Source organism: Thermobispora bispora DSM 43833, from assembly GCF_000092645.1.
Lineage (GTDB): Bacteria > Actinomycetota > Actinomycetes > Streptosporangiales > Streptosporangiaceae > Thermobispora > Thermobispora bispora.
Genome location: NC_014165.1, coordinates 2,934,108 through 2,950,517 on the forward strand (window position 1 = coordinate 2,934,108; position 16,410 = coordinate 2,950,517).

At 69.5% G+C, this 16,410-nt stretch carries 11 protein-coding genes and 2 tRNA genes; 2 read left to right on the plus strand and 11 right to left on the minus strand.

Annotated elements, in window-relative coordinates; translation table 11 throughout:
- Positions 1 to 30: 30 nt before the first annotated feature.
- From TBIS_RS12415 to TBIS_RS20240, 6 genes are all read right to left on the minus strand, one after another.
- Positions 31 to 360, minus strand: coding sequence for a hypothetical protein (locus tag TBIS_RS12415; protein ID WP_013132742.1), 330 nt, complete (start codon positions 358 to 360; stop codon positions 31 to 33).
- Positions 361 to 711: 351 nt separating this feature from the next.
- Positions 712 to 3,918, minus strand: coding sequence for a type I restriction endonuclease subunit R (locus tag TBIS_RS12420; RefSeq protein WP_013132743.1), 3,207 nt, complete (start codon positions 3,916 to 3,918; stop codon positions 712 to 714).
- Complete coding sequence (locus TBIS_RS12425; protein WP_013132744.1) at positions 3,915 to 5,120, minus strand: restriction endonuclease subunit S; 1,206 nt, start codon at positions 5,118 to 5,120, stop codon at positions 3,915 to 3,917. The genes TBIS_RS12420 and TBIS_RS12425 overlap by 4 nt, the downstream gene beginning before the upstream one ends.
- Positions 5,113 to 6,735: a class I SAM-dependent DNA methyltransferase gene (locus tag TBIS_RS12430; protein ID WP_013132745.1), complete on the minus strand. Its 1,623-nt coding sequence runs from the start codon at positions 6,733 to 6,735 to the stop codon at positions 5,113 to 5,115. The genes TBIS_RS12425 and TBIS_RS12430 overlap by 8 nt, the downstream gene beginning before the upstream one ends.
- A gap of 11 nt (positions 6,736 to 6,746) precedes the next feature.
- A complete protein-coding gene (locus TBIS_RS12435) occupies positions 6,747 to 8,669 on the minus strand; it encodes a DNA methyltransferase family protein (protein ID WP_050760522.1) in 1,923 nt (640 codons plus the stop codon).
- Positions 8,670 to 8,941: 272 nt separating this feature from the next.
- On the minus strand, positions 8,942 to 9,223 hold the full coding sequence (locus TBIS_RS20240; protein ID WP_148231684.1) for a transposase: 282 nt from the start codon (positions 9,221 to 9,223) through the stop codon (positions 8,942 to 8,944).
- A 411-nt stretch (positions 9,224 to 9,634) separates the two neighbouring features.
- Here TBIS_RS20240 and TBIS_RS20105 point away from each other — a divergent pair, with 411 nt between their 5' ends.
- Positions 9,635 to 9,766: a hypothetical protein gene (locus tag TBIS_RS20105; RefSeq protein ID WP_013132747.1), complete on the plus strand. Its 132-nt coding sequence runs from the start codon at positions 9,635 to 9,637 to the stop codon at positions 9,764 to 9,766.
- Between the two features lie 54 nt (positions 9,767 to 9,820).
- On the opposite strand, the gene TBIS_RS12440 is transcribed toward TBIS_RS20105, so the two are convergent.
- Positions 9,821 to 9,891: transfer RNA gene (locus TBIS_RS12440), tRNA-Gly, on the minus strand.
- 90 nt (positions 9,892 to 9,981) lie between these two features.
- Between TBIS_RS12440 and TBIS_RS12445 the strand changes: the two genes are divergently transcribed.
- Positions 9,982 to 10,055, plus strand: a tRNA-Pro gene (locus TBIS_RS12445).
- Between the two features lie 224 nt (positions 10,056 to 10,279).
- Here the strand turns inward: TBIS_RS12445 and TBIS_RS12450 are convergent.
- From TBIS_RS12450 to TBIS_RS12465, 4 genes are all read right to left on the minus strand, one after another.
- A complete protein-coding gene (locus tag TBIS_RS12450) occupies positions 10,280 to 10,696 on the minus strand; it encodes a VOC family protein (RefSeq protein WP_013132748.1) in 417 nt (138 codons plus the stop codon).
- Positions 10,697 to 10,787: 91 nt separating this feature from the next.
- Positions 10,788 to 11,834 carry a phosphotransferase family protein gene (locus tag TBIS_RS12455; RefSeq protein ID WP_050760523.1) on the minus strand — a complete coding sequence of 349 codons (1,047 nt, stop codon included), beginning with the start codon at positions 11,832 to 11,834 and terminating at the stop codon, positions 10,788 to 10,790.
- Positions 11,835 to 12,303: 469 nt separating this feature from the next.
- Positions 12,304 to 13,887: a long-chain fatty acid--CoA ligase gene (locus TBIS_RS12460; protein ID WP_013132750.1), complete on the minus strand. Its 1,584-nt coding sequence runs from the start codon at positions 13,885 to 13,887 to the stop codon at positions 12,304 to 12,306.
- Positions 13,888 to 14,062: 175 nt separating this feature from the next.
- Entirely contained in the window at positions 14,063 to 16,015 is a 1,953-nt protein-coding gene (locus tag TBIS_RS12465) for a helix-turn-helix domain-containing protein (RefSeq protein WP_013132751.1), read from the minus strand.
- Between the last annotated feature and the right edge of the window lie 395 nt (positions 16,016 to 16,410).

A 16,410-nucleotide genomic window follows, 5' to 3' on the forward strand; every position in this document is an offset into this window, starting at 1 on the left:
GGCGGGCGCGCGCTTACCGCGCCGGTTCGCTCAGCCTACCTCCGGGTCCCGGCCCTGGATGATCTGGCCAGTGCTGGTGAGGAGCACGTTCACACCGAGCGCGTCGTGGTCGTTCGGCCGCTCAGCTGGGACAACGCGCAGCCCTGCCGCAGCGAGAGACTTGGCGACGAACTCGGCGGCGGGGAGGTGCTGCCCGTCGGGGACATCGAGGTAGATACGGACGCAGCCGTGCTGTTCGAAGAGACATATGCGCCAGCGCCCGTCATTGCTGGGCGGGAGGTGGTCGGTGGTTTCGACGAGCTCGATCTCGGGCAGCGATAGAGCGGACCGAGCGGCCTCCAGAATATCGTGAGTATTCACTTTTCTTCCTTCCTCGGAAGGGTGAATTCTTTGTGATTAAGGGTAGAGGAAAATGCCTCGTCATTTGTAATGCCGAGGCGCTCAGGCGGTCGTCCAATTCCCGCTCCACCGCATTCGAACCGGTCGCCTGGTCTACCAGGCGACCACCACGCGGCCCGCCCAGCGCCATGTTTGCAACGTCTGCTTGACAAGGGCGCGACATGCCCGACCACCCGGCCGCGAACGGCAGGCCGAACCGAGCGGGCGGCCTGACGCGCACGCAGCCGTCCGCCCGGTTTCGCCCACAGGTTCCATTCGCATGAACCCTCGGCGCGCTGCTTCCCCCGCGTCGGTGCCGCCGAAAACCGGGTACTACCGGCTGGCTTCGGGTGACCAGTCCTCGGCGAAGGTCTCCATCTGCCGAATGACCAGGTCGATGGCGGCTGGCGCGGCGTCCGGCGGGTAGCCGTGCTTGGCAAGCAGCCGCTTGATAATGGTGCGGAGCTTGGCGCGCACATCGTCGCGGGAGACCCAGTCGACGGTGACGGAGTTGCGTACCGTCCGCACAAGGTCGCGTGCGATGTCGGCGAGTACCCCTGGGCCCATCTCCCTGACCGCTGCCTCGTTTTGCGCCACGGCGTCGTAGAAGGCCAGCTCGTCCTCGCTCAGCGGGGGATTGAACGCCTTGCCGCGGTCGGCGTCGGCGGCTACCTCCTTGGCCATGGCCACCAGCTCGGCGATGATCTCGGCCGAAGTGAGGTGCTGGTTGGTATACCGGTTCATCAGCTCGATCAACCGGTCGGAGAAGGTCTTCTGCCGCACCACGTTGTGCCGGGTGACCCGGCGCATCGTCTGCTCGATGGCCCGCCGCAACGCCTCGATCGCGAGGTGGGGCGTCTTCGAGGCCCGCAGACGCTCCAGGTACGCTTCGTCCAGGTGGGATAGGTCGGGCCGGTCGATGCCGGCGGCTTGGTAGATGTCGGTGACGCCTCCGGCTTCGATGATCCCGGCGGTGAGCTGCTTGAGGTAGAGCGCGATTTCGGCTGGGATCGGCAGGCCGCGGGCCCGGCGGTCTTCCACGTCGAACTTGGCCATCCAAACCCGTACGGCCTGGAAGAAGGCGATGTCGTCGCGGTAGGGGTTGAGCTGGCCGCTGCTGGCGCACAGCGCGTAGAGCCGGTCCAGCCTCGCCGCCGCCTTCCGGAACCTTTCGGCGAGGGTGTCCTCTCCGGGCTCGACCTGGTTTTCGGGCAACGCGGGATTACGCAGGTAGTTGACGGTGCCGAGCACGGCCTCCCGGTAGGCCTTGTCCGACTTGGCCGCCAGCTTGCCGCGCCAGTCGTACCCGCGCAGGATCACGTTGCAGATCACGTCGTGCAGGTCGCGGACCTGGGCCACGACCTCGTCGATGTCGCGGCCCACCGGCCTGGTGTCCTGGTCGTCTTGGGTGTACTCGGCCAGGGCTTCGTGCAGGCTCTGGGTGACCGGCGCGTAGCCGACGAGCAGGCCGTCCTGCTTGGCCCGGAAAGGGCGGTTCACCCGGGCGAGCGCCTGCATCAGCGCCGCCCCCCGCATCGGCTTGTCCAAGTAGAGGGTGTGCAGCGGCGGGGAGTCGAACCCGGTCAGCCACATCGACTGGACGATCACCAGCTCCAGCTCGTCGTCCGGATCCTTCGCCCGGCGCTGGATCACCTTGAGCTGCGACGGCCGGCGCACGTGCTTCCTGATGTGGGGCTCGTCCTTGGGGTCGCCGGTGTAGACGACCTTGATCTTGCCCTTGTCGTCGGCGTCGGCATGCCACTCCGGGCGCAGCGCGATGATCTCCTCGTACAGCCGGGCGCAGATGTCCCGGGTGGCGCAGACGATCAGCCCCTTGCCCGGGCCGTCGATGAACTTGCGCATCTGCGCGGAGCGCGCCTCCCAGTGGGAGACCAGGTCGGCGGCGAGCTTCTTCAGCCGGTCCGGGGCGCCGTAGACGGCGTTCATCACCGCCACGCTGCGCTGGATGCGCTGCCGTTCCGCGTCGTCCAGGCCCGCGGTGATCTGGTCGGCCCGGTCGTCGATCACCTCGGGGTCGACATCCTTGGGCAGGCTCACCGGGATGAGCCGGCTCTCGTGGTAGACGCGCACGGTGGCGCCGTCGTCCACGGCCCGGGTCAAGTCGTAGATGTCGATGTAGTCGCCGAACACGTCGCGGGTGTTGCGGTCGGCCTCGGAGATCGGCGTGCCGGTGAAGGCGACGAACGTGGCGTTGGGCAGGGCGTCGCGCAGGTGCCGGGCGTACCCGTCCAGGCTGTCGTAGTGGCTGCGGTGCGCCTCGTCGACGATGACGATGACGTTGCGCCGGTCGGACAGCAGCGGGTGGGCCTGGCCCGCCTCCCGCTCCTCCTTGGTGCGGCCGAACTTCTGCAGCGTGGTGAAGATGATGCCGCCGGTACGGCGGTTGAGGAGTTCGGTACGCAGGTCGTCGCGGGTCGCGGCCTGCACCGGCTTCTCCGGCAGCAGCTCGCTGGCGAGGAAGGCCGAGTAGAGCTGGTCGTCCAGGTCGGTGCGGTCGGTGATGACGACGATGGTCGGGTTGCCGAGGCTCGGGTGCGTCATGACCTGGTGGGCGTAAAGCTCCATCTCCAGCGACTTGCCCGAGCCTTGGGTGTGCCAGACCACCCCGGCGCGCCCATCCCGCCGGGTCGCCTCGATGGTCTTGCCGACGGCCTTGCTGACCGCGAAGTACTGGTGCGGCTTGGCGATCCGCTTGGTCGTCCCGCCCGGCGTCTCGGCGAACGCGACATAGCCGCGCAGGATCTCCAGGAAACGGCTCTGCTGGAACAGGCCGTGCAGCGCCAGGTTCAGCGCCAGGTCCTCGTCGCGGGTCGGCGGCTGCGGCACCGGCCGGCCCTCGTCGTCCACGTTCCACGGCGCGAAGTGCTCGAACGGCGTGAACGCCGTGCCGTAGCGGGCCGTGATCCCGTCGGAGACCACGCAGACCACGTTGGCGCGGAACGCCAGCGGCAGCTCGTCGACGTACGTGCGCAACTGCGCGTACGCCCCCTGCAGGTCGGCGTGCGCGTCCCCGGCCTTCTTCAGCTCCACCAACCCGACCGGCAGGCCGTTGAGGTACAGCACCACGTCGAAACGCCGCCGGTGCTCGCCCTCGACCACCGCCACCTGGTTGACCGCGAGGAAGTCGTTGGCCTCCGGCTCGCGGAAGTCGACCAGCCAGATCGTCGGGTTGTGCTCCGCGCCGTGCTCGTCGGTGTAAACCACCGACCGGATGCCCTTGGTCAGGAACTCGTGGATCCGGCGGTTCTCAGCCAGGGCATCCCGCGACCTGGCGCTGGTGACCTCCATGAGCGCGTCGTCCACGGCGGACGGCGGAAGCTGCGGGTTGATCCGGGCGATCGCGTCGCGCAGCCGGCCGGGCAGGATCAGCTCCGACCAGGACTCGCGCTCGCCGGACCCCGGGGCGATCGCCTTGCCCTCCAGCGGCTGCCATCCGAGCTCGCCCAGGGTGCCCATCGCCAGGGCCTCCCACCGCGCCTCGGACAGGTCGCGGAGCGGAGGGGCGAAGTCAGTCGTCACAGCGCCTCCTCCACTGCCTTTTCCGCGTCGCGTACGCGGAGTTCGCCGGATATCAATTTGGGCAGGAGCGTGTCGCGGAGCTGCGCGAGATTCTTTGACTCCGCATCGAGAGATTTCATGTGTGCGAATGCCGCAGACGCGGCCTCACCGAACGCAGCCATGCTGGTCGGATCCGGAAGCCTGACGGTGAATCCGGCCAGTTGCGACGCGGAAACCCGCTGCCGTCCAGACGAGCCGACCATGTTCTGAATGGCGTAGCTCCGAAAACGTGGGCTTCGAGCAAGGAAGTACGGCAAGTGGACAGGGACACCTGCGCGAGCACGCATGACGATGAACTCAGTGGAGCCGATACCCGTCTCACCGTCTTCCATGAAGTCGATGAAGGCTGTCTTTCCATTCTCCAGACACGGAGTGATGCGTGCCATCACCGTATCGTTATTTGCGAAGCGTGTGCCCGACTTCGGCTCTCGTCTGGACCATTCCCGCACACGAGCTGTTGAGGTTGGAACAGATGACATGTCGAGGTAGACCGCATCGGTGGTACGGGGAGCCGGCACCGATGGATTGAATTCGATCAGCTCGGAAACAGCCACGCCTTCCCCAGGCGCAGGCTCGACGTCGACTCGAAGCTCCTCGAAACGAAGTCTGAGCAGCGACTCGTAGGTCACGGCGATCCGCTCGTTGACCGCGATCTTGTCGTCCAGCGCGCCGAGGATCGCCGCGGTCACATGCTGCTCGCGCAGCGGGGGAAGCTCTCCAAGTTGCAAGCTGCGGATATCGCCGACGTTTAGGTGAGGAACCGTAGAGCCTTCCGCGCGGATGCGCATTCTCTCCTGCAGTGCAGGGCTGAGCAGGAGATAATGCAGAAAACGCGGATCGATCTTCAGCGGATCGGGGCGCAGCAACACCGTGCGCTGCCCGAGACATACCCGGCTGTTTCCATCGAGCAGCGCGGCCTCACCGACAGGGGCCTCGCGGGTAAGAATTATGTCGTCCTTCTGCGGGACCGCACGCGCCGTCCATTTCTCATACGTCGCTCGATCAACTCTCTTGGCGGCGTCCAGGAGAAGACGACCGTTCTTGATGCAGGGAGTCCCTACGGAGTAGCCGTATTCCGTACCTCGTGGTGCGGCAGGCGCGGTCTTGTGTTCACAGTCGGTGATTTGAAGGCACACGTCCGCAAGGGTCAGGTGCTCACCCATCGATCCCCTCCAACTGCTCGCGCACGACCTTCTCCAGCCGGGCTGACTCTTCGAAGTGGGCGTACAGTTCCTTGGTGAGCCGGGCGATCTTGTCGGCGATCGGCTCGTCGTCCTCGTTCTGGACCTCGGGCGCGCCGACGTACCGCCCTGGCGTCAGGACGTGGTCGTGCTGGCGGATCTCCTCAAGCGTGGCCGAGTAGCAGAAGCCTGGCACGTCCTCGTACTTCAGGTTCTTGGCGCGAGCCGAGGCGGTGCCCCGCCAGGCGTGGTAGGTGTCGGCGATGCGGGCGATGTCGTCGGCGGTGAGGACGCGCTCGGTGCGGTCGACCATCGTGCCCATGTTCCGGGCGTCGATGAACAGCACCTCGCCGCGCCGGTCGGCCAGCCGCTTGGCGCCTTGCGGGCTTTTGTCCTTGTCGAAGAACCACAGGCAGGCGGGGATCTGGGTGGTGCGGAACAGTTGCGGCGGCAGGGCGACCATGCACGAGACCAGATCGGCTTCGACGATGGCGGCGCGGATCTCGCCTTCGCCGGACTGCTTGGAGGACATGGAGCCGTTGGCGAGCACCACGCCGGCGGTGCCGCGTTCGGCGAGCTTGGAGATGATGTGCTGCAGCCAGGCGAAGTTGGCGTTGTTCGCCGGGGGTGTGCCGAAGCGCCACCTGGGGTCGTCCACCTGCCGCGACCAGTCGGACATGTTGAACGGCGGGTTGGCGAGGACGAAGTCGGCCTTGAGGTCGGGGTGCTTGTCCTCGCGGAAGGTGTCCGCCCAGCGGGGGCCGAGGTTGCCGCTGATGCCGTGGATGGCGAGGTTCATCTTCGCCAGCCGCCAGGTGCGCTCGTTGGATTCCTGGCCGTAGACGGCGATGTCGTCCTTGTGCTGGATGCCGCGGTGGGCGATGACGAACTTCTCGGCCTGCACGAACATGCCGCCCGACCCGCAGCAGGGGTCGTAGACGCGCCCGGCGTACGGCTCCAGGACCTCGACGAGGAGCTTGACCACGCTGGCCGGGGTGTAGAACTCGCCGCCGCGCTTGCCTTCGGCGCGGGCGAACTTCTCCAGGAAGTACTCGTAGACCTCGCCGAGCACGTCCCGGGCGGGCCGGTCGCCGTGGCCGGTGAAGCGGGCGTCGCCGATGAGGTCGACCAGTTCGCCGAGGCGGCGCTGGTCCACGTTGTCCCGGTTGAAGATCTTGGGCAGCACGCCGGCGAGCGACTGGTTGGACTTCATGATCGCGTCCATGGCCCGGTCGATCAGCTCGCCGATGCCCTCGCTCTTGGCGTGCGCGGCCAGGTGCGACCAGCGCGCCTCTTCCGGCACCCAGAAGACCCCGTGGCCGATGTACTCGTCCTTGTCGTCGAGGAACATGTCGAGCCGGGACTCGGGGATGCCCTGTTCCAGGATCTCCTCGCGGATGGCCTCGCGGCGCTCCTCGAACGCGTCCGAGACGTACTTGAGGAACACCAGGCCCAGGACGAAGTCCTTGTACTGGGCGGCATCCATGGACCCGCGCAGCTTGTCCGCGGCCTTCCACAGGGTGTCGCGCAGGTCGGCCATGGTGGGCATGCCCGGCAGGGCCGCCTGTTCGGTGGCCTTTTTCCTCCTGGGTGGCATGGTGCTCCTTCTCACTGATCCGTGATCGGTGTCGATGCGATGGTCAGGGTTCCGTTGCTGAGGCCCGCGGCGGTGATGCGGCACACCTCGTCGAGCAGGTCGATTTCGCGGCGAGCGAGCCGGCGGCGCTCGTCCGCCACGGCGAGCAGTTCGTCGAGTCGCCGCACCTCGGCGGGCGGCAGCAGCGGGATGCAGAGCTCATCCAGCCGCGAGGCCGGGCGGACCGCTCCCGCCGCTCGGGTTCCTGCGTGGCCGGCGGCCAGGAGCGCGGCGAGGACCCGTGGGGTGAGCTGCTGGCGTTCCTGTTCCGGGATGCGCAGGATCCGGGCCGGGAACTCGACCACGGAGAACCCGTCGTGGTCCACGTGCACGCCGAAGCGCGGCGACATGGTCACGATCACGTCGCCGGGCTCGGTGAGCCGGGCCCGCGGGTACTTCTCGGCCAGCACGGCGCGGTCCACGGTACGGGCGCCCACCGGCGACGCGCCCGCGATCTCGGGCGCGCCGAGCACGGCGTGCTGCCCGTCCGGGATGACGTCGCTGGCCGCCAGTCGGGTCCCCTTCACCATGATCAGCCGCTGGGTCTTGACCAAAGCGCCGATGGCGGCTGTCGGCACCGGCGATCCCGACTCTCGAACGGCCAGGCCGCTGCGTACCTGAGGGCGGGAGACGGCTTGCGGATCGGCGATCCGGTGCAGTTCGGACTCCAGGTCGTACACCCGCGCGATCGTCTCCTTGGCGGCGACCTCGCGGATGGCAGGCGGACGCCGGGCCGTCAGTCGCACCCGGGAGGAGGTCAGGCTGGAGACCGCGACCTGTACGGCGATGGCCCGGCTGTGGTCGTTCGGCTGGTACCCGTCCCGCCGCCAGGTGACCACGTCCCAGATCAGGGTCTCCACCACGTCGTCGGTGAGCGCCCGGTCGGAGACGTCGGCGAGCAGCACGCGCCCCTGCCAGGGTGAGGGCTCCTCCCGGCGCAGCACCCACAGCGCGGTCTGGTAGCCGGGCCGGAACGGCACCAGGCCACCGGGCAGGTGGATCACCGCCTCCACCCGGCCGCTGGCCAGCAGCTCGTTCCGGGTCCGGGCGGCGGGCCGGTACGGCGGGAGGCCGTCGACCAGGACGTCGGCGGGGCCGAGCACCACGGTGGTCTGGCCGGGGGCGAGACCGTCGGTCAACTCTTTCACCGTGGCCAGCGGGTTCTCCTGGGGGCGTTCCTCCAGAGGAACGTACGGCAGGCGGGTGACAAGCACGTCGGCTGGCAGCGGCGGATCGCCCGGGCAGCGGATGTCGATGTCGTGCGGCGGAATCCCGTGGACGACCAGCCGGCGGCGGGCGATCCTGGCCAGGAAGGGGTCCGGCTCGGCCCCGGTGAACACGGGGAAGCTGTCTTCGCTGAGCTGCCCGAGCACCGCGACCAGCAGGTCACCGGCTCTCGCCGCGGGGTCGGCCACCCGTACCGTCCCGAACTCCTCGGCGTGCTCGCGGGCGCCGGACAGGCCCGCGATCAGGCGGGCCAGTTCGGGGGTGACCGCGTCGAGGTAGAGGTCCGCGACGTTGAGCCGCCCCCGGACGGCCAGCAACCGTTCGAACGCCTGGCGGCACCCCCACGCGGCCTCGATCAGTTCGTCGACCACCGAGGCGAGCCATCCGGCGTCGTCCGGGAGCGCCCGAATCTCTGACAGCAGGAGCGCATCCTGCGGGTCCGCTTCCGCCGCCCGCTCCTTGAGCTGGGCGATCGAGTACTCCTGGAGCAGTTCGTCGTCGAGGTGGCGCAGGCAGATCAGCGCCGTGGCCGCGGCCACCAGGTCCTTCGCCGGCATCTTCGCGCCGAGGCAGCCGAGCAGGTAGAGCCCCAGGTCGGCCTCGATCTGGCCGCGCTCCGCGCGACCGGTTTCGACGAGCCAGTCGACGACCTGGCGTGCGTCGAACAATGGGCGGCTGGCGTCGCCGCCGATGGGCGCAGGGAAATCACGGTAGCGGCGACGCCACGTGGTTACGACCGGGCGGTGCACGCCAGCGAGTTCCGCGATCTCGGGCATGGAGATGGGCAGTATCCCGTCCACGTGCATGTCGGGCACTGGCCACCTCCTGCCTGCGATCAACAGAAGCCTCCCGGAGCTACTGCGTGCCCTCCGGCACGGTGGTCGATCATGCTAGCGATAGGAGCTATTCATGGCAATTCGATAACTGATATCCGGGGTTATCAGTATCTCGTCACAGATATTCCGGTAGATGTAGGGGGGCGTCCCGACTCAGGCCGAGGAGCCCGGACGGAGCCAAGACCGCTTAGAAGGCTGGTGTGGTCGTTGCGGTTGCTCCAGGTGAGGACCACCGTTAGCGGACAGCCGGTCCCGTCGTAGGTCAGATGGATCATGTACGTCGATCCACCCCTGGGCGTGGTCCTCGGGTTCGTGCTGGCTCGGGTTCCACCTTTCTCGGCGGCTCCGGTCTCGCTCTGGTGAGCCCGCACGATCGTGGAGTCAATAGCCGCTCGACGTGAGGCTTAGCTCGGGAATCTAGTTCTGGCTTTCTGGTTTGCCTCATCGAAGCCAAGAGCGATCGCCGTCAGTGGTCGGAGCGCGCAGGCGGCGCTGGCCGGGACCGGCCGAAGAGCCGCATGCCTGGCCAGCGCCGACCGGCGCGCGAAGGCGGGCCGCCGTAGGCGGCTCGCCCTTGAAGACGTAGGGAAAGTGGTAACAGCCCAGGTCAGACGGACACCGCCAGCCAGCGGACCGCTCTGGCGTTGCTCTTGCGCGCCGTCGCGCTCGTTGCCGGGCACGGCACGAACCTGGAAGCCTCCGCGAGGAGCACACCCACCGCTACTACAGCGGCGCCGGCCTCAAGGAACCGATGGCCAGCATGGGGTCACTCCTCACCCCGGGCCGCGCAGAGCTATATGCACGCGATCCACGAGCGGGACAAGGTGATCGCCCAGGCCCTCGGGCAGGCCTTCAAGGCCGCCGCCGAGCCGAAGATCGCCAACCGATTTGGCACGCAAATGGCACGGAAGATCGAAAACAGGGGGTGAAAGCACGAAGGCCAGGCCGCCCGCATGGGCTCTGACCTGGCCTTTTGTCATTAGAGCGGACGACGGGAATCGAACCCGCGTCACCAGTTTGGAAGACTGGGGCTCTACCATTGAGCTACGTCCGCATGCGGCCGGTTTCCGTCTCTACTAGACTTCATCCGGCTGCCAGGGCGTAAGCGTACCGGACTGACCGGGCGCTTGCGTACTCGGTGCTCCGGGGCGTGGCGCAGCTTGGTAGCGCGCTTGCTTTGGGTGCAAGAAGTCGCAGGTTCAAATCCTGTCGCCCCGACTGCCATGCGGTGCGCCGGGTGCCGCGGCCGTCCACGTCACACGGTGGCCGCCCCACCGCGGCCACACTCCCGGGCCCGCGATCACCGAGCCCGGCACCACGACGTTCTTCTTCTCCCTCTCTCTGTTGCCGGGCCCACCCATGCCTTTCTCCGCAGCCGGGCCGCGAGGCACGCGTCAGGCGGCCGCCCGGGCGGCACGCCCGCGCCCACCGGTACGGCCGGCTCAGCCGCCCGCGTCCTCCCCGCCCTCGTCCTCCGCGACGTACGGGTGGGTGAGGAACTCGAGCGAGTGGCCGTCCGGGTCGTCGACGTAGAGCCCTCTCCCGTGGAACCGGTGGTTGATCCGCTGGGGCTCCCGGTGGTGAGGATCCGCCCAGTACGGCAGGCCACGGGAGACGATCCGCCGGTGGATCCGGTCGAACTCGTCATCGCTGACGAGGAACGCCAAGTGCTGCGGCACGATCCGGTCCGGGTCGACGAGCGAGTCCGCGTAGTCGATCGTGACCCCGTTGGCGAGCCGTACCGTGGCGAACGGGCCGAAGGCACCGGGCTCAGGAGCACCGAGCAGATCGGTGAGGAACCGGGCGGAGGCGAACCGGTCGGTGCTGTGGACGATGGTGTGATCCAGTCGAGCGGCCATGGCACACCCCCTGGTCGGCCGCGTACGGCGATGCCCCCTGGATCCGACTCTATGCGAGCCCGCCCGGCCACCCCCGTCCGGGAGCGTGGGCTCAGGCCCCGCAGGTGGCGCGGGCGCGGGCGAGCAGCCGCGGGACCGTGGTCTCCATCTCCGCGAAGAAGCCGTCGTCCGCCGTCCCGCTGATCCAGCGCGTGTAGCTCATCTCCAGCACGGTGGCGAGCTTCCACAGGGCGAGCGTGATGAACCACGGGAGCGCGTCGGCCCGGCGGCCGGTGGCCTCCTGCCACCGCTCGGCCAGCACGGCCCGGTCCGGCAGGACGTCGCACTCCGGGACCAGGTTCGGCACGGGCGTGGGCTCACCCGGCTGCGGCCAGAGCGCGAGCAGGTAGCCGAGGTCCGCACGGGGATCCCCGGTCGTCGCCATCTCCCAGTCGAGGACCGCCGCCACCCGGGGCGCGCCGTCGGCGTCGCGCGACACCACCAGGTTGTCGAGCTTGTAGTCCCCGTGCACCACGGCGGGCGGCTGCTCCTCGGGGATGTTCCGGGCGAGCCAGTCGGCGACGACGTGGAAGTCGGCCAGGTCCCGGGGTGCGGCCGCCGGGTCGCCGGTGAGCCGGGATCTGCCGTGCCACTGCGCCCGCCACCGGTCGAGCTGCCGCCCGAGGTACCCGTGCGGGCGGCCCAGCCGGGCCGCGATCAGCGCCTCGCAGGGCGCGGTGTGCACCTCGGCGAGCGCGTCGATGACCTCGCCGGCGAGCCAGTCGGCCTGGCCGGGCGAGCCGAGCCAGGACGGCATCCGGTCGCGCACCACGATGCCGGGGACCTCCTCCATGAGATAGAACGGCACGCCGATGACGCCGGGGTCCTCGCAGGCCGCGACGACCCGGGGCACCCGGACCCGGTGGGCGCCTTCGCCGAGGATGCGCAGCACGCGGTACTCGCGGAGCACGTCGTGGGAGGTCGGCAGGAGTTCCCCCTGCGGCGGCCGGCGCAGGATCCAGGCTCGGTCATGCCCCTCCCGGCTGACCCGGTACGTGAGATTGGAATGGCCAGCGTTGATCCGCCCGACCTGGATTCGCCCGAAACCCGGCAGATTCTCATCGAGCCAGGATACGAGCCGGGAGATATCGAATTCCACGATGGGAAACCTTTGTGTGCCGATATCGCCGGTGAGCCGCAATTCAGTCATATGTTCAGGGTAGAGAAAAAGGATTATTCAATTTTCAACTCGATTGTCGAGTTCTCCAACGCGAACGCATCGTGCATCGCCGTACCGGGGGCGGATCGGACGCCCCGCGCCGGCCCGCGGGCACGCAACCGGCGGGGCAGGCCGGTCGCGATACGTTCGCAGGCGGTGGAGGAACCCGGCGGCCGGCCCGCCGCAACGGGACCGGCCGGCCGCTCCGCGAGATCAGCCCGCTCGGCGGATCACCCGGGTGACGCCGCGAGCTCACCGGCCCAGGCCAGGCCACAGACCACCCGCCAAGGGCCATGCCCACGTCGGCCGAGCGGCGCCGCGGTCACAGGGCCCGGGCCATGCCGCGGATCACCGGCAGGCCGCGCCGCACGCCGGCCGGGCGGTACCACGGGTCACCGGTGTCACGCCCTCACCCGGGCCGCTCATCGAGGAGGATCCGCGCGTACCGCCGGCGCAAGGCGCGTTTGTCGATCTTCCCTACGCCGGTGCGCGGGAGCTCGTCCACCACGAGGATCCGGTCGGGCTGCCACCAGCGGGCGAACCGGTCGGCCAGGCTCCGCCGCAGCGCCTCCTCGTCGACGCGGTGCCCCTCCCGCGGGACGACGAGCGCGACCGGCCGCTCCTGCCACCGCGGGTGCTGGACCCCGACGACGGCCGCCTCCCCCACCTCCGGGTGCTCCAGCAGCGCGGCCTCGAGGTCGGCGGGGCTGATCCACTCGCCACCGCTCTTGATCAGATCCTTCTTGCGGTCCACGATGCGCAGCCGGCCCGCGGGGTCGATGGTGGCGATGTCGCCGGTGCGCAGCCAGCCGTTCCAGAACGACTCCGGCGACTCGTCGCGGTAGTAGCGGGTCGCGGCCCACGGACCCCGGATGACGAGCTCGCCCCGGGAGGTGCCGTCCCAGGGGAGCTCCCGGTCGGCGTCGTCGAGCAGCTTCCACTCCAGCCCGGGCAGCAGGCGGCCCTGGGTGATGTCGGCCGCGCCGTCGTCCTCGCCCGCGGTGATCCGGCCGTACGACGCCATGGGCGACAGCTCGGTCATGCCCCAGCCCTGGTAGACCGGGACCTTGAGCACCTGCTCCAGCTCACGGACCAGCGCGGGGGACGGCGGCGACCCGCCGAGCACGAGCGCCCGCAGCGTGGAGACCCGGCGCCCGGTCTCCTTGACGTGCCGCAGCAGGTCCGCGGCGACCGTGGGCACCATCCCGGTGTAGGTGACGCCCTCGCGCTCGATCAGCTCGGCGATCCGCTCCGGCGTGGGGCGCGCCCCGGGGAGCACCTGCTTGGCGCCCACCATGGTCGCGGCGAACGGGACGCCCCACGCGTTGGCGTGGAACATCGGCACGACGTGCAGCACGGTGTCCCGCTCCGAGATCGCGTGCCCGTCGGCGAGGCAGGCCGCGAAGGTGTGCAGGAAGAGCGTCCGGTGGGTGTAGGGGACGCCCTTGGGCCTGCCGGTCGTGCCGGAGGTGTAGCAGAGCACGGCGAGCTCCTCCTCCGCGGTCGGGGGGAACTCCGTCACGGGGCGGGCCCGCGCGAGCAGCTCCTCGTAGCCGGGGTACCCGTCGGGGCCGTCCCCCGGCCGGTCCCGCATCACCACGACCTTGATCGCCGGGCGCGCGTCGAGGACCGGGCGGATCTGCGGGAGGAGGCTCTCATCCACGAACACCACCCGGTCGCCCGCGTGGTCGAGGATGTAGCCGATGTCGTCCTGGGACAGCCGGATGTTGAGGGTGTGGAGCACGGCGCCCACCGCGGGCACCGCGAAGTAGAGCTCGAGATGGCGGTGGTGGTTCCACGCGAACGTGGCCACGCGGTCGCCCCGGCCCACGCCCAGCTCGGTGAGCGCGCCGGCCAGCCGGTGGACCCGCTGGGCGTAGTCGGCGTAGGTGTACCGCACGACCTCGTCCCCGTACGAGACGATCTCCTTTCCGGGGAAGAAGTCGCGGGCCCTCAGCAGGAACTTGGTGAGGACGAGCGGGTACTCAGGCATGTTCACCAGCCCCACGTCGCTAGCAGTGGACCGTCGGCCGCGCACCGGTGCTCCGGCGGGGCGTCAGGGGCGGTACGGCTGACGCGCGCCCGTACCGGCCCCGGCCCCGCGTGGCTCGAAGGTAAGGATCGGCGCGGTGGCTCGGCCAGGTGCCGCCGGCCGCGGGCTTGTGGGGTCACACAACCTGGGACCCGGCGGCGGGTACGGCCGGCCCCGACGCCTGGCCCAGCGGCCCGCCCGAGGCGAAGTCGAGGATCTGGAACGCCAGGCGGGCGGTGAGGAGCATGTCCATCCGGTGCGGGTCGAGCGACCCCATCTCGCGCATCTTCGCCAGGCGGTAGCGGATGGTGTTCTCGTGCACGCCCAGCAGCTCCGCGGCGCCCCGCACCTGGCCTTCGGCCTGCACGTAGGCGCGGAGGGTCTCGACGAGCTGCCCGCCGGTGCTCTCGTCGTACCGGGCCAGCGGGCGGACGAAGTCGGTGGCGAAGCGCACCGCCTCCTTGAGCCGGTTGCTGTTCACGATCAGGCGGAACAGGCCGAGGTCGTCGGCGAAGAGCAGCCCCCTGGACCAGTTGAAGGCCGTGGTGAGCTCCTCCAGCTCCCGGATCTCGCGGTGCGCGAGCGGGAAGTCGCCGACCCGGCGGCACACACTGGAGACCAGGACCTTCTCGATCTTGAACTTGGCGCTGAGCTCGCGCAGCAGCGCCTCGAGGCGCCGGCGCACGCGCCGCAGCGCGGCCGGCTCGGAGCCACCGGTGAGCCGGACCAGGGCGATGTCCGAGCCGGGGACCCCGATCACCGGAGGCTCCGGCATGCCGAGGCCGCGCCCCAGGGCCCGGGCGAGGACGGCGCGCCGGGCGGTCCGGGGCGTGGCGGGCTGGCCGTCCGCGTAGCAGAACCTGACCAGGACGTACGGGCTGCGCAGGTCGATCCCGAACTGCGGCGCCCGGCGCATGAGCTGCTCCTCGTCGCGGGTGCCGCGGAGCAGGTCGCTGAGGAAGTCCTCCCGGGCCTGGCCCTCCGCCTCGATCTGGCGGCGCTCGGAGAGGACCTGCAGGGCCATCACGACCGCCCCCTGCTCGGCGATCTTGGTGTCCAGGTCGGTGATGGCGCGCCCGATCTCCACCACGCCGAGGTAGCCGGCCGGGCGGCCCTCGGTCATCAGGACGCAGAGCAGGTGCCGGCTGCCGAGGCCGACGGCGAGCGTGGGCGGGATGATCGCGGACGGGCGGTCCGCGTTGAGCTCGTTGATGACCGCGGCGACGGACGGCATCTTCAGGACCCGCTCGGGGATGACCGGCGCGCTCTGCATGGCCATGCCCGGTGGCGCGGCCCAGGCCATGACGTCGAACCGGGGGTTGTAGAGGACCACAGGCCGGTTGAGCAGCCCGCTGAGCATCTGCACCGCCCGGTTGAGGTCCGCGCCCTCGAGCACGGCGCGGACGAGCTGCTCGTGGACGTTGGTGAGGTGCTCCAGCGTGCGCTTCTGCCGGGTGAGCTGGATGGCCTGGGCCCGGAGCCTGTTGTGCAGCACGGCCTGCTGCACGACCAGCGCGGCCAGGCTGCCGAAGAGCTCGGCCACCTCGATCTGGACGGGGTCGTAGACGTGCGGGTCCTGCTCGTTGTCGACGTAGATGATGCCGATGACCTCGCCGGCGACGACCAGCGGGACGCCGAGCATGTCCCGGACCCGCCAGCGCACCATGGTCTTGTGGATGGTCCGGGGGTCCTGCTGGGCGTTGACCACGAGCACCGCGGACCGTGATTCGACGATGTCCTGGGTGAACCGGTCTCCCTCGATGCCGGAGACCAGGATGCGGATCTTGTCGCCGATGTCCCCCTCGGTGGCGCTCCACCCCGCGGCGCCCTGGAACTTCCCGTCGTCCCGGCGCAGGTAGACCGAGCACCGTTTGACCCCGAGGAGGTGGCACAACCGGCTGCCGATCACGGTGAGGATCTCGTTCAGGTCGGCCGAAGTGGTCGCATGGACCGCGACCTCCTTGAAGACCTCCAGCACCTCGTTCCAGTGGGCGGGCCGGGGCCGCCAGGCGGCGTCCCGCTGCCCTTCCCCACACGGCTCGGTCTCTCCCTGCCACGGTACGGCCACAATGGGCGCAGGAACGTGCATGACCACCACCCTTCGAGCTCGACGCCCGTCGCCGACAAGGCCGCTGCACTGACTGTGGGAGTGGGCACGCGCGAATCACGCGGGCCCGGGCGCATCACGATCGCTCGGGTGAGTGGTGAACGGTGTGGAGACGGCGATCACGGCACACTCCGGCGTCGGTGACCCTGGCTGTGTTGCCAGCGATCGTGACACGCACCCGGCGCCGATGGAAGAACCACTGTCGACTCCTACAATTCACGTCAAAATTCCGGCGAATGGTGACACAGAGCTGGATTGCCGGTCGGCGTCGTATGTGCTTGCGAGTTCGCCGCACCGGATGCCGCCGCGCCGTGCGGCGCCGCCCGCCGGCGGGTGACGCACCGCTCTCCCACCGATGACGGCCGGCCCATCCACGG